Origin of the sequence: Klebsiella sp. D5A (assembly GCF_001620885.1) — a bacterium.
In the GTDB taxonomy this organism is placed as follows: domain Bacteria; phylum Pseudomonadota; class Gammaproteobacteria; order Enterobacterales; family Enterobacteriaceae; genus Klebsiella; species Klebsiella variicola.
This window is the reverse complement of record NZ_LOAR01000013.1, coordinates 1-13953: the sequence shown is the minus strand read 5'-3', so window position 1 is coordinate 13953 and position 13953 is coordinate 1. Positions and strand designations below refer to the sequence as shown.

At 57.2% G+C, this 13953-nt stretch carries 12 protein-coding genes; 8 read left to right on the top strand and 4 right to left on the bottom strand.

What is annotated here, in order from left to right; genetic code table 11:
• Window positions 1-23 precede the first annotated feature (23 nt).
• Window positions 24-1643, top strand: a complete 1620-nt coding sequence (nadB, locus tag AS136_RS18515; RefSeq protein WP_008803761.1) for an L-aspartate oxidase — start codon at window positions 24-26, stop codon at window positions 1641-1643.
• Here the strand turns inward: nadB and trmN are convergent.
• Window positions 1628-2365 (bottom strand): tRNA(1)(Val) (adenine(37)-N(6))-methyltransferase TrmN, encoded by a 738-nt coding sequence (trmN, locus tag AS136_RS18510; protein ID WP_012967430.1) that lies wholly within the window; start codon window positions 2363-2365, stop codon window positions 1628-1630. The genes nadB and trmN overlap by 16 nt on opposite strands.
• Before the next feature lie 130 nt (window positions 2366-2495).
• Between trmN and srmB the strand changes: the two genes are divergently transcribed.
• Window positions 2496-3827 carry an ATP-dependent RNA helicase SrmB gene (srmB, locus tag AS136_RS18505; RefSeq protein ID WP_012540851.1) on the top strand — a complete coding sequence of 444 codons (1332 nt, stop codon included), beginning with the start codon at window positions 2496-2498 and terminating at the stop codon, window positions 3825-3827.
• Window positions 3828-3872: 45 nt separating this feature from the next.
• On the opposite strand, the gene grcA is transcribed toward srmB, so the two are convergent.
• Complete coding sequence (gene grcA, locus AS136_RS18500; protein WP_002914084.1) at window positions 3873-4256, bottom strand: autonomous glycyl radical cofactor GrcA; 384 nt, start codon at window positions 4254-4256, stop codon at window positions 3873-3875.
• A gap of 311 nt (window positions 4257-4567) precedes the next feature.
• Between grcA and ung the strand changes: the two genes are divergently transcribed.
• Window positions 4568-5257, top strand: coding sequence for a uracil-DNA glycosylase (ung, locus tag AS136_RS18495; RefSeq protein ID WP_023290673.1), 690 nt, complete (start codon window positions 4568-4570; stop codon window positions 5255-5257).
• Window positions 5258-5314: 57 nt separating this feature from the next.
• Here ung and AS136_RS18490 read toward each other — a convergent pair whose 3' ends face one another.
• A complete protein-coding gene (locus AS136_RS18490) occupies window positions 5315-6400 on the bottom strand; it encodes a tRNA/rRNA methyltransferase (RefSeq protein ID WP_016161649.1) in 1086 nt (361 codons plus the stop codon).
• Between the two features lie 203 nt (window positions 6401-6603).
• Between AS136_RS18490 and trxC the strand changes: the two genes are divergently transcribed.
• The 5 genes from trxC (at window position 6604) to AS136_RS18465 (ending at window position 12324) form a co-directional block, all read left to right on the top strand.
• On the top strand, window positions 6604-7029 hold the full coding sequence (gene trxC / locus AS136_RS18485; RefSeq protein WP_002914091.1) for a thioredoxin TrxC: 426 nt from the start codon (window positions 6604-6606) through the stop codon (window positions 7027-7029).
• Between the two features lie 69 nt (window positions 7030-7098).
• Complete coding sequence (gene tapT, locus AS136_RS18480; RefSeq protein WP_012540848.1) at window positions 7099-7797, top strand: tRNA-uridine aminocarboxypropyltransferase; 699 nt, start codon at window positions 7099-7101, stop codon at window positions 7795-7797.
• Between the two features lie 34 nt (window positions 7798-7831).
• Window positions 7832-10483, top strand: coding sequence for a bifunctional acetate--CoA ligase family protein/GNAT family N-acetyltransferase (locus AS136_RS18475; protein WP_063266900.1), 2652 nt, complete (start codon window positions 7832-7834; stop codon window positions 10481-10483).
• A 120-nt stretch (window positions 10484-10603) separates the two neighbouring features.
• Entirely contained in the window at window positions 10604-11959 is a 1356-nt protein-coding gene (gene pssA / locus AS136_RS18470; protein WP_008803754.1) for a CDP-diacylglycerol--serine O-phosphatidyltransferase, read from the top strand.
• A 41-nt stretch (window positions 11960-12000) separates the two neighbouring features.
• Window positions 12001-12324: a YfiM family lipoprotein gene (locus AS136_RS18465; protein WP_063266899.1), complete on the top strand. Its 324-nt coding sequence runs from the start codon at window positions 12001-12003 to the stop codon at window positions 12322-12324.
• A gap of 3 nt (window positions 12325-12327) precedes the next feature.
• On the opposite strand, the gene AS136_RS18460 is transcribed toward AS136_RS18465, so the two are convergent.
• Entirely contained in the window at window positions 12328-13626 is a 1299-nt protein-coding gene (locus AS136_RS18460; RefSeq protein ID WP_012540846.1) for an MFS transporter, read from the bottom strand.
• Window positions 13627-13953: the final 327 nt, after the last annotated feature.

Below are 13953 nucleotides of genomic sequence, written 5' to 3'. Positions count from 1 at the left end.
GTTTAGTAAATTAAACAAAGACGATGAATACCACTCCTGACTTCTCTTGTGATGTGTTGATTATCGGCAGCGGCGCTGCCGGTCTCTCCCTCGCGCTGCGCCTGGCGGAGCACAGTTCGGTGACGGTGCTGAGTAAAGGGCCGATCAGCGAAGGTTCGACGTTCTATGCGCAGGGCGGGATTGCCGCCGTCTTCGATGAGACGGACAGTATCGAATCCCATGTTGAAGATACGCTGATCGCCGGCGCGGGACTCTGCGATCGCCATGCGGTCACCTTCGTCGCCAGCAACGCCAGACCGTGCGTACAATGGCTTATCGATCAGGGCGTGCTGTTTGACACCCAGGTCCAGGCCAATGGCGAAGAGAGTTACCATCTCACTCGCGAAGGGGGGCACAGCCATCGACGCATTCTTCACGCCGCCGACGCTACCGGCAAAGCGGTAGAGACAACGCTGGTCGATAAAGCCCTTGCTCATCCGAATATCCGCATCATTGAGCGCAGCAATGCCGTTGATTTGATCGTCTCGGACAAGATTGGCCTGCCGGGCACGCGCCGGGTGGTCGGGGCCTGGATCTGGAACCGCAATAAAGAGCGGGTAGAAACCTGCAGCGCGAAGGCGGTGGTGCTTGCGACCGGCGGGGCCGCCAAGGTTTATCAATATACCACTAACCCTGACGTCTCTTCCGGAGACGGCATTGCGATGGCCTGGCGGGCGGGCTGCCGGGTAGCGAATCTCGAATTCAACCAGTTCCACCCCACCGCGCTGTATCATCCACAGGCACGCAATTTCCTGCTTACTGAAGCGCTGCGCGGCGAAGGCGCCCACCTTAAACGCCCGGACGGCACCCGCTTTATGCCGGACTTTGACGAGCGCGGCGAGCTGGCCCCGCGCGATATCGTCGCCCGCGCCATCGACCATGAAATGAAGCGCCTGGGCGTTGACTGTATGTTCCTTGATATCAGCCATAAACCCGAAGCGTTTGTTCGCCAGCACTTCCCAATGATTTACGAAAAGCTGCTCGGTCTGGGAATTGATTTAACCAAAGATCCGGTGCCGGTCGTCCCCGCCGCGCATTACACCTGCGGCGGCGTGATGGTGGATGATAATGGCCGTACTGACGTCGATGGCTTATACGCCATCGGCGAAGTCAGCTATACCGGGCTGCACGGCGCCAACCGCATGGCCTCGAACTCGCTGCTGGAGTGTCTGGTCTACGGCTGGTCCGCCGCGGAGGATATCGCCCGGCGCCTGCCGCTGGCTCAGAAGGTCACCACCCTGCCGGCGTGGGATGAAAGCCAGGTGGAGATCCCGGATGAACTGGTGGTTATCCAGCATAACTGGCACGAGCTGCGCCTGCTGATGTGGGATTATGTCGGCATTGTGCGCACGACGCGCAGACTGGAGCGCGCCCTGCGGCGCATTACCATGCTCCAGCAGGAGCTGGATGAGTATTACGCCCGCTTCCGCGTCTCGAATAATCTGCTGGAGCTGCGCAATCTGGTGCAGGTGGCGGAGCTTATCGTACGCTGCGCGATGTTACGTAAGGAGAGCCGCGGGCTGCACTATACCCTCGACTATCCGCAGCCGCTGCCGAACAGCGGCCCGTCGATACTGTCGCCCCTGGCTCACATAAAGAGATAAAAATCCCCGGTCAGAGCAGTAAACCCTTCAGAGTACTGCTGCTCTGGCCCGCGGATCGCCAGTCTGTCGCAGAAACACTCTCCTGCCGTCGGGGAGAACGCCAGCAGCACCCGGTGCGGCGGCCGCAGTTCGGTCTCCGCCACGTCAGTGCGCAGTCGCAAATGCCACCCCATCGCCGTTGCCCGCTCGATAAACGCATTACCGATATCCACCGGCAGCACCACGCAAAAAAAACCTTCTTCGGTGATATGCTCTGCGGCACAGGTCAGCAGGGAGGCGTGATCGAGCGTCGTGGTATACCGCGCCTGCTCCCGCTGCGAGGTAGCGCATGGCACGCCTTCGGCAAAAAAAGGCGGGTTACTGATTATCAGTTCATAGCGTCGGGTTTGCGACGGCTGCCACTGATGGATATCGGCCTGGCAGACTTCTATGCGCGAAGACCACGGTGACGCGAGGGCATTTTCCCGCGCCTGAGCGGCTGCCTCCTCGTCCAGTTCGACCGCATCGACTTGCACATCGTGACCGGTACGCTGGGCGAGCATTAGCGCCAGCAGGCCGCTGCCCGCGCCAATATCCAGCACATGCTTCACCCCGGCAATCGGCGCCCAGGCGCCAAGCAAAATGCCATCAGTGCCCACCTTCATCGCGCAACGATCGTGGGCGACAAAGAACTGTTTGAAGGTAAAACCATTGCGCGGCAGCGCAAACTTCGACTGAGACATCCTCAATAACCTTGCCGACAAAACTCCTGAACGTAAGGCTATGCACAATACCGGAGAACAGATAGCCTTACAAACAGATGAACATTACGTCAGTAACGTCTATAATCGGCGGCCCACTCAGAGGTAGAACATGACTGTAACGACTTTTTCCGAACTTGAACTCGACGAAAACCTGCTGGAAGCCCTCCAGGATAAAGGTTTCACTCGCCCGACAGCCATTCAGGCCGCCGCTATTCCGCCTGCGCTCGATGGCCGTGACATTCTCGGTTCAGCGCCGACCGGCACCGGTAAAACGGCGGCGTATCTGCTGCCAGCGTTGCAGCACCTGCTCGATTTCCCGCGTAAGAAATCCGGGCCGCCGCGCATTCTTATCCTGACGCCGACCCGTGAGCTGGCGATGCAGGTGGCTGACCACGCCCGCGAGCTGGCGAAGCATACCCATCTGGATATCGCCACCATTACCGGCGGCGTAGCGTACATGAACCACGCGGAAGTGTTCAGCGAAAACCAGGATATCGTGGTCGCTACCACCGGTCGCCTGCTGCAGTATATTAAAGAAGAGAACTTTGACTGCCGCGCCGTCGAGACCCTGATCCTCGATGAAGCCGACCGCATGCTGGACATGGGCTTTGCTCAGGATATCGAAACCATCGCCGGTGAAACCCGCTGGCGCAAGCAGACCATGCTGTTCTCCGCCACGCTGGAAGGCGATGCGATCAAAGATTTTGCCGAACGCCTGCTGGAAGAGCCGGTTGAAGTCTCCGCTACCCCATCGACCCGCGAACGTAAAAAAATTCATCAGTGGTACTATCGCGCCGACGATATCGAGCATAAAACCGCGCTGCTGATTCATTTGCTGAAGCAGCCGGAAGCAACCCGCTCCATCGTCTTCGTGCGTAAGCGCGAGCGCGTTCACGAACTCGCCGCTAAGCTGCACGAAGCAGGGATTAACACCTGCTGGCTGGAGGGCGAGATGGTGCAGATTAAGCGCAACGAAGCGATTAAACGCCTGACCGATGGTCGCGTGAACGTGCTGATCGCCACCGACGTCGCCGCACGCGGTATTGATATCCCGGATGTCAGCCACGTGTTTAACTTCGACATGCCGCGCACCGCCGATATCTATTTGCACCGTATCGGTCGTACCGGCCGCGCCGGTAAAAAAGGCATCGCCATTTCGCTGGTTGAAGCGCATGACCACCTGCTGCTGGGCAAGATCGGCCGCTACGTTGAAGAACCGCTGAAAGCCCGCGTGATTGATGAATTGCGACCGAAAACCCGCGCGCCGAGCGAGAAGTTAACCGGTAAACCGTCGAAGAAAGTATTGGCGAAGCGCGCCGAGAAAAAAGAGAAAGAAAAAGAGAAACCGCGGGTGAAGAAACGCCACCGCGACACCAAAAATATCGGTAAGCGCCGTAAGCCAAGCGCGGCCGGGACGCCATCAACGTCCACTGAAGAGTAAAAAAAACGCCGGGACATCCCGGCGTTTTCACATCTGGCTTCAGCCTTACAGGCTTTCGGTAAAGGTACGGGCGATAACGTCGCGCTGCTGTTCCGGAGTCAGGGAGTTGAAGCGTACCGCATAGCCGGAAACACGAATGGTCAGCTGCGGGTATTTTTCCGGGTGCTCAACCGCGTCCAGCAGAGTTTCGCGACGCAGCACGTTCACGTTCAGGTGCTGACCGCCTTCCACGCGAACTTCTGGTTTCACGTCTACCGGAATTTCACGGTATTCGATTTCACCCAGTTTGCTCACCGCCACCACGTCGTCTTCCGCAAAACCACCTTTGGCACACAGGCAGCGCGCTTCGCCTTTTTCGCTGTCCAGCAGCCAGAAAGAGTTGAGCAGGTCGTCGTTTGCCGCTTTAGTAATTTGGATACCAGTAATCATTTGATGCCTCCCAGGCAGTGTTTATTCGATTTTGGCCTCTTCACGGCCAATTGGTAAAACCATTGTTGTATGAGTGTATATATATCAGCCGCACCCTCGGCATTCCTTGATATAAATCAATAAAAACCACTCACACAAAGTGGGTATAGGGGGATTTTATTGTTTTACATCAAGTTAGGCCATGGGGTCCCATAAATAATTTTGTAAATTTTCAATTTTTTTTGCATAAAAGCCCACATCAAGCCGTGCCGATTTTGTTCTGTAGAAAGAAGCCGTTAAGCTATAGCGATGACCCTTTGCAGGAGAGCAAGATGACCACCCCTTTAACCTGGCATGACGTGCTGGCGGATGAAAAGCAACAACCCTATTTTCTCAATACACTGAAGACCGTCGCCGAAGAGCGCCAGTCCGGGATCACCATCTACCCACCGCAAAAAGACGTCTTCAATGCGTTTCGCTTTACCGAGCTGGGCGACGTCAAAGTCGTCATTCTCGGCCAGGATCCCTATCACGGCCCGGGTCAGGCCCACGGTCTGGCATTCTCGGTTCGCCCGGGCGTCGCGATCCCGCCCTCGCTCTTGAACATGTACAAAGAGCTGGAGGCCACGATCCCCGGCTTTACTCGCCCCACTCACGGTTATCTCGAAAGCTGGGCGCGTCAGGGCGTACTTCTGCTTAATACGGTCCTGACCGTCCGCGCCGGGCAGGCGCACTCGCACGCCAGCCTCGGCTGGGAGACCTTTACCGATAAGGTTATCGCGTTAATCAATGAGCATTGCGAGGGGGTGGTATTCCTGCTGTGGGGTTCTCATGCGCAGAAGAAAGGCGCGATTATCGATCGTCAGCGCCACTGCGTGCTGAAGGCGCCGCACCCATCGCCGCTCTCTGCGCATCGCGGCTTCTTTGGCAGCAACCATTTCGTACAGACCAACCAGTGGCTGGCTGACCGCGGCGAAGCGCCGATCGACTGGATGCCGGTCCTCCCCGCCGAAAGCGAGTGATCGACAGCCATAAAAAAAGCCAGCATCAGCTGGCTTTTTCGCATTCAGACAGGCGAATTACGCCTTGTTCTGACGCCACCATTCTGCCAGCAGGACGCCGGTCGCCACAGAGACGTTCAGGCTTTCGACATTGCCGGTACCGTTGATGGCAACGCTGAGATCGGAGCTGGAAATCGCCGCATCGGACAGACCATCACGCTCCTGGCCTAACACCAGCACCATTTTCTTCGGCAGCTCGGCTTTAAACAGCGGCGTACCATTATGGCTGGACGTTGAGACAATCGCGTAGCCCGCTTTGCGGAACTGATCCAGGGTATCGATAAAGCTGTCGCCGGTGATCGGTTCAACATGCTCCGCCCCGCCCTCCGCCGTACGGATCGCCGCCCCGGACTCCAGCACGCCAGCATCCTGAACCACCACGCCCTTCACGCCGAAGTGCGCGCAGCTGCGCATGATCGCCCCGAGGTTGTGCGGGTTACCCACGTCTTCCAGCGCCAGAACGCAATCTTCTTCTGCCGCCTTCGCGACCCACTGGGCAACAGAGGTGCCGTGGCGTTTTTTGATCAGGAAGCAGACCCCGCCGTGGTGCTCGGTGCCGGAAGCTTTCGCCAGCTCGGCTTCGTCCACCACATGATAGGCTTTACGGTTGGCCGCCATCCAGCGCAGCGCCTCTTTAAAGCGGGGCGTGACGCTCTGAATAAACCAGGCGCGAACGATAGCTTCCGGACGGCTCTGGAACAGCGCCTGGCAGGCGTTTTCGCCATACACGCGGGTCTCTTCCGCACGCTGACGACGCAGCACTTCCGGATCGATAAAGCTCTTCCCGCTGATCCCGCCGTGATCTTCTTTTACCGGCGTCTCATCGCCAGGAGCACGGGAAACGGTACGCCACGGAGACGCATCGTCACGATGAAAATCATCGCGCTTGCGATCGTCACGCTTACGGTCGTCACGTTTGCGATCGTCGCCGCGGCTGTTTCGTTCGTCACGCGCAGGGCGGCTGCGGCCGTCAACACGAGATTTTCCTGGACGACCTCCCCCTTTCCCGGTACGTGGGTTATGGGTGCGTTTGTCAGAATCATCATCACTGCGGACATACATCACTTTGACCTTGCCGCTTTTATTTTTCAGTTCGTCGCTCATCAATTTTCTCCACCTGCGCTGCGCGAAGCGCGCAGATTACCCGATGTGTCATCGCTTCGCCATGATTTCGTTTAAAAGCCGGCCTCTATTGCACTCATCGAACAAAACGCATTGTCCTTAAATAACACTTAATCGATAATATGTAACATCACAGAAACATATCGGCCACGTGCCACGTTGCAACCCATAACCAGAGGTTAGTTATGAATACCGTTTGTGCCAGTTGTCAGGCTCTGAACCGCCTCCCGGACGATCGTAGCGCGGATGGCGCAAAGTGCGGACGCTGCGGTCACGATCTTTTTGACGGCGACGTCATCAACGCGACCGGGGCAACGCTGGATAAACTCTTAAAGGACGATCTGCCGGTCGTTGTCGATTTCTGGGCGCCATGGTGCGGCCCCTGCCGTAGCTTCGCGCCGATCTTTGAAGATGTCGCGGAAGAGCGTAGCGGGAAGATGCGTTTTGTGAAAGTCAACACCGAAGCGGAACGTGAGCTTAGCGCCCGGTTTCGTATCCGCAGCATCCCGACCATTATGATGTTCAAAAATGGCGAAGTGATCGACATGCTCAATGGCGCGGTGCCAAAAGCGCCATTTGATAGCTGGCTGAACGAAGCCGGCCAACAGTAATCCTTCCGGGGCACCGCTTGTGCCCCGTTTTCACCTCTGCGACAATAGCGTTTTTCTCTAGCGACTCCCATGATTGAAAACGCAGTCCTTCGCCTGCGCGCTGAACGCCTCGCGCGTGCTACCCGGCCTTTCCTTGCTCGCGGCAACCGCATCCGCCGCTGTCAGCGCTGCCTGCTGCCGCTCAAGCAGTGCCTGTGCGCAACATTAGTGCCAGCGCAGGCCACCAGCCGCTTCTGCCTGGTGATGTTTGATACAGAACCGATGAAGCCCAGCAACACCGGCCGGCTCATCGCCGATATTCTGCCTGATACCGAGGCTTTTCAATGGTCGAGAACCGAGCCGCCGCAGGCGCTGCTCGATCTGGTCGCGCATCCTGATTATCAACCGATGGTGGTTTTCCCTGCCTCCTATGCCGGGCCGGAGCGCCAGATCCTGAGCGCGCCGCCGTCCGGCAAGCCGCCACTGTTTATTATGCTCGACGGCACCTGGACCGAAGCGCGCAAAATGTTCCGCAAGAGCCCTTATCTTGACGCGCTGCCAATAATCTCCGTCGATCTGTCACGCATCTCTGCCTATCATCTGCGCGAGGCGCACGCCGACGGACAATACTGTACCGCGGAAGTGGCCATCGCCCTGCTGGATCTGGCGGGAGATGCCCCGGCCGCCGCTGCGCTTGGCGAGCACTTCACCCGCTTCCGGACCCGCTATCTGGCGGGAAAAACCCAGCATAAGGGGAGTATCACAGCGGACCAGGTGGAAAACGTTTAAAATCATTCGGTCACTGGGATGAAAGGAGACCGGTATGAGCCAACGAGGCCTGGAAGCACTGCTGCGACCAAAGTCCATCGCCGTTATTGGCGCATCAATGAAGCCGCAGCGCGCTGGCTATCTCATGATGCGCAACCTGTTAGCCGGCGGTTTCAATGGCCCGGTACTGCCGGTGACCCCCGCCTGGAAGGCGGTGCTCGGGGTGCTGGCATGGCCCACGATTGAGAGCCTGCCGTTTACGCCGGATCTGGCGGTGCTCTGTACTAACGCCCGGCGTAATATCGAATTGCTCGAAGCCTTAGGGCAGAAAGGGTGTAAAACCTGCATCATTCTCTCTTCGCAGCCGGAACAGTATCCGGCGCTGCTCGAATGCGCCGCGCGCTATCAGATGCGCCTGCTCGGCCCAAACAGCCTGGGACTGCTGGCGCCGTGGCAAGGCCTGAACGCCAGCTTCTCGCCGGTCGCGATCCACCGCGGTAAACTGGCCTTTATCTCGCAGTCGGCCGCCGTCTCTAATACCATCCTTGACTGGGCGCAGCAGCGCGAGATGGGCTTTTCCTACTTCATCGCGCTGGGCGATAGCCTGGACATTGATGTCGATGACCTGCTGGACTTTCTGGCCCGCGACAGCAAGACCAGCGCCATTTTGCTTTACCTCGAGCATCTAAGCGATGCGCGCCGATTTGTCTCCGCTGCGCGCAGCGCTTCGCGAAACAAGCCTATCCTGGTGATTAAAAGCGGCCGTAGCCCCGCGGCGCAAAAGCTGTTGCACGTCAACTCCGGGATGGATCCGGCATGGGATGCAGCCATACAGCGTGCTGGCCTGCTGCGGGTGCAGGACACCCATGAGCTGTTCTCCGCCGTGGAAACGCTCAGCCATATGCGCCCGCTACGCGGTGAAAAGCTGATGATCGTCAGCAATGGCGCGGCTCCGGCGGCGCTGGCGCTGGATGAACTCTGGCTGCGGAATGGCAAACTGGCGGTCCTCAGCGAGGAGACCCGCGACGCCCTGCGCCAGGCGTTGCCGGTTGGCGTCGAGATCGCCAACCCATTAGATCTGCGCGATGATGCCAGCAGCGAACATTATCAGCAGGCCGTGAATATTTTGCTCAACAGTCAGGACTATGACGCGCTGCTGGTGATCCACTCGCCCAGCGCGGCCGCGCCGGGCACGGAGAGTGCGCTGGCCCTGATTGATGCCCTGAAGCATCATCCGCGCGGTAAATATGTCACCGTGCTGACCAACTGGTGCGGCGAATTTTCCTCGCAGGAAGCGCGACGTTTATTCAGCGATGCCGGCCTCCCAACCTACCGTACGCCAGAGGGCACGATCACCGCTTTTATGCATATGGTGGAATACCGTCGCAACCAGAAACAACTGCGCGAGACGCCGGTGCTACCGGATTCGTTAACCACCAATACCAGCGAAGCGCATGCTCTGCTGCAGCAAGCGATAGATGACGGCGCCACCACGCTGGATACCCATGAGGTCAGCCCGGTGCTCCGGACCTATGGCATCCATACTCTGCCGACATGGATTGCCGCTGACAGCGCAGAAGCAGTGCATATCGCTGAGCAGATAGGCTATCCGGTCGCGCTGAAGCTGCGTTCTCCGGATATCCCGCACAAATCGGAAGTACAGGGGGTCATGCTCTATCTGCGTACCGCCGCCGAGGTGCAGCAGGCGGCAGATGCGATGATCGATCGCGTCAGACTGGCCTGGCCCCAGGCGCGCATCCATGGTCTGCTGGTGCAGAGTATGGCTAATCGCGCCGGCGCCCAGGAGCTGAGAGTGGTGGTTGAACACGATCCCGTCTTCGGCCCGTTGATTATGCTGGGCGAAGGCGGCGTGGAGTGGCGGGCCGAGGATCAGGCCGCGGTGGCGCTGCCGCCGTTGAATATGAACCTGGCGCGTTATCTGGTGATCCAGGCGATCAAAAATAAAAAGATCCGCGGTCGCAGCGCATTGCGCCCGCTGGATATCGCGGGCCTGAGCCAGCTGCTGGTTCAGGTATCGAATCTGATCGTCGACTGCCCGGAGATCCAGCGCCTGGACATTCATCCCCTGCTCGCCTCCGGCAACGAGTTTACGGCGCTGGACGTCACGCTAGGCCTGGCCCCCTTTGACGGCGACAGTGAAAGCCGCCTTGCGATTCGTCCCTATCCGCACCAGCAGGAGGAGTGGGTGGTAATGAAAAATGGCGATCGCTGCCTGTTTCGGCCGATCCTTCCGGAAGATGAGCCGCAGCTGCTCGCGTTTATCGCTCAGGTCACCAAAGAAGATCTCTATTATCGCTATTTTAGTGAGATCAACGAATTTACCCACGACGATTTAGCCAATATGACGCAGATCGACTACGATCGTGAAATGGCGTTTGTTGCCGTCAGGACCACCGCAGAGAAAAGCGAAATTCTCGGCGTGACGCGGGCGATCTCCGATCCCGACAATATTGACGCCGAGTTTGCCGTTCTGGTCCGTTCAGATTTAAAAGGGTTAGGCCTGGGGCGAAGGCTGCTGGAAAAGCTGATCGCCTATACGCAAAGCCATGGCCTGCAACGCCTTAATGGCATTACGATGCCGAATAACAGAGGCATGATCGGCCTGGCCAGAAAGCTGGGATTCACCGTTGATATTCAGCTGGAAGATGGGATTGTCAGTCTATCGCTGCCCCTGAATCAGGGATAATCGCGCCACGCTGACCGCAATTGTTGACCACATTAGCGGGTACTAATGGTATTATTGCCCGCTTACGTCGTCTGCATGGTACAGAAGACCCTTCAATAAACAGAGAAGAAACGCACTGTGATGTTGTCAAAATTTAAGCGTAATAAACATCAACAACACCTTGCCCAACTCCCTAAGCTTTCTCAGTCAGTTGATGATGTAGAGTTCTTTTACGCCCCTGCGGATTTCAGGGAAGCGTTACTGACCCGGATTGCCCACGCCACTCAGCGTATATGCATTATTGCGCTCTACCTGGAGCAAGATGATGGCGGAAAAGGAATTTTGCAGGCTCTCTACGACGCCAAACGCCAGCGTCCGGAACTGGATGTCCGCGTTCTGGTAGACTGGCACCGTGCTCAACGTGGTCGTATCGGCGCCGCCGCCTCCAACACCAATGCCGACTGGTATTGCCGGATGGCCGATGAAAACCCAGGTGTGGATATCCCCGTTTACGGCGTGCCGATTAATACCCGGGAGGCGCTCGGCGTTCTCCATTTCAAAGGCTTTATTATCGATGACAGCGTCCTCTACAGCGGCGCCAGCCTGAACGATGTTTATCTGCATCAGCACGACAAGTACCGTTATGACCGCTATCAGTGCATCCGTAACGGCAAAATGGCGGACGTCATGTTCGACTGGGTCGACAATAATCTGGTTCAGGGGCGCGGCGTTAATCGTCTCGACAGACCGGATCGGCCAAAAAGCCCGGAAATCAAAAACGACATTCGCCAGTACCGTCAGGAGCTCCGCGACCGCAGCTACCATTTTGTCGGCACCGCTGGTGACGAAGAACTCTCCGTCACCCCGCTGGTAGGACTGGGGAAATCCAGCCTGCTGAACAAAACTATTTTTCACCTGATGCCTTGTGCCGAGCACAAGCTGACGATCTGTACCCCCTACTTCAACCTCCCTGCCGTACTGGTGAGAAATATCATCCAGCTGCTGCGGGACGGTAAACAGGTGGAGATTATTGTCGGCGATAAAACCGCTAACGATTTCTACATTCCGGAAGATCAACCGTTTAAAATTATCGGTGCGCTTCCCTATCTGTATGAGATCAACCTGCGGCGTTTCCTCAGCCGACTGCAATATTATGTCAATACCGATCAGCTGATCGTTCGCCTGTGGAAGGATGACGATAACAGCTACCATCTGAAAGGCATGTGGGTTGACGATGAGTGGATGCTGCTCACTGGCAACAACCTTAACCCACGCGCCTGGCGGCTCGATCTGGAAAACGCCATTCTGATCCACGATCCAAAGCGGCAGCTGGGGGCCATGCGGGAAAAAGAGCTGAAGCTCATCCGCACCCACACCACGGTAGTGAAACATTATCGGGATCTGCAAAGTATCGCCGACTATCCGGTGAAAGTGCGAAAACTGATCCGCCGCCTGCGACGGATCCGCATTGACCGGTTGATCAGCCGTATTCTCTGACTATCAGCCCCGCGTCGACGGGGCTTTTTTCTGGAAGCGCTATGCGTTCGATAATAGTGATGACATCGCTGCTGTTAACGGGCTGCAGCCACATGGCAAATGATGCATGGTCCGGTCAGGACAAAGCCCAGCATTTTCTGGCCTCGGCGATGCTGTCTGCCGCCGGCAATGAGTATGCGCAACATCAGGGTTACAGCCGGGACCGCAGCGCCGCCATTGGCCTGATGTTTTCCATCAGTCTTGGCGCGTCAAAAGAGCTTTGGGACAGCCGCCCGGCAGGGAGCGGCTGGAGCTGGAAAGATTTCGCCTGGGATGTCGCCGGCGCGACCACCGGCTATGCTGTGTGGCAACTGGTGCACCAGTAAGCGTTACAGGCGCAGGCCTTTTCCCTTGCGATGCAGCATCAGGGAAACCAGGAAGGCGATGGCCGCCATCACCGTCACATACCAGTAGAACGCGTGCTCTATCCCCGCCGACTTAAGTGACAGCGCGACATACTCCGCAGAGCCGCCGAACAGCGCGTTCGCGACGGCATAGGAAAGCCCTACCCCAAGCGCGCGGACCTGAGCCGGGAACATCTCTGCTTTCAGGATGCCGCTGATAGAGGTATAGAAACTGACGATCAGCAAGGCGCAGATCACCAGTCCGAAGGCGGCATACGGTGAGCTCACCTTCTGCAGAGCACTGAGAATAGGCACGGTAAATAACGTCGCCAGCACGCCAAAGCATAGCATGGAGGTGCGACGGCCAACTTTATCCGAAAAGGCGCCGAACAGCGGCTGAACCAGCATATAAACGAATAGCGCCGCGGTCATGATCACGCTGGCGGTGCTAGCCGTCATGCCCGCCGTGTTGACCAGATACTTTTGCATATAGGTAGTAAAGGTGTAGAAGGTCAGCGATCCGGCGGCGGTAAAGCCCAACACCATCACGAAGGCCCGGCGATTGCGCCACAACCCTTTAAATGATCCAGCCTCTTTCAGCGCCCGGGTCTCCTGCTTTGAGGTTTCGTCCAGCTGGCGACGCAGCCACAGCGCGACGATAGCCAGTACCGCCCCAAGAGCAAAAGGAATACGCCATCCCCAGGCATGGAGATCTTCATCGCTGAGCACCTGCTGGAGCGCGACAACCACTAATACCGCCAGCAGTTGACCGCCAATCAGCGTAACGTACTGGAAGGAGGCATAGAAGCCTTTCTTACCTTCCACCGCGACTTCACTCATATAGGTCGCACTGGTGCCGTATTCTCCGCCAACAGACAGCCCCTGGAACAGACGCGCCAGCAGCAGCAGCGCCGGGGCCCAGGTGCCGATGACCGCATAACCCGGCAGACAGGCAATCACCAGTGAGCCAAAGCACATCATGCACACCGAGATAAGCATAGAGGCTTTACGTCCGCGGCGGTCGGCGATTCGACCAAACAGCCATCCGCCGATGGGACGCATCAGGAATCCGGCGGCAAATACGCCTGCCGTCTGCAGCAGTTGGGTGGTGGTATTGCCAGATGGAAAAAAGATATGGGCGAAATAGAGCGAGCAGAATGAATAAACGTAAAAATCAAACCACTCAACCAGATTCCCCGAGGAAGCGCCAACTATTGCCCAAATACGACGACGGGTATCGGCCTGATCCGGCGCGCCCCGTTCGGTAATGCTACTTTCTGTCATTGTTATATTGCTCCAGCAAAGACTGCAATCTGTCTTGTCGGGCGTACCACGTCACGTAGACAAATTAGTTAGTGAACTAAATGTTATATAATTGTTATATCTTTATATGTGACTGTATTCACATTTTTTTTCGTAAGAGTGGTTTTCGCGATTAACGCCAGCGCAGGGGCAAGGAAAAAGTAGATTATGATGAAGGGATTACCATGACGGGGTTTTATGTTGCTTTGAATGAAGATAATGGGGCGGGTATGGCAGGGTTTTCCCCGGAGGCGGTGCTACGCACCTTGTCCGGGCTACAGGTCGTGCAGGGCGGGTGCGAATCCGTAG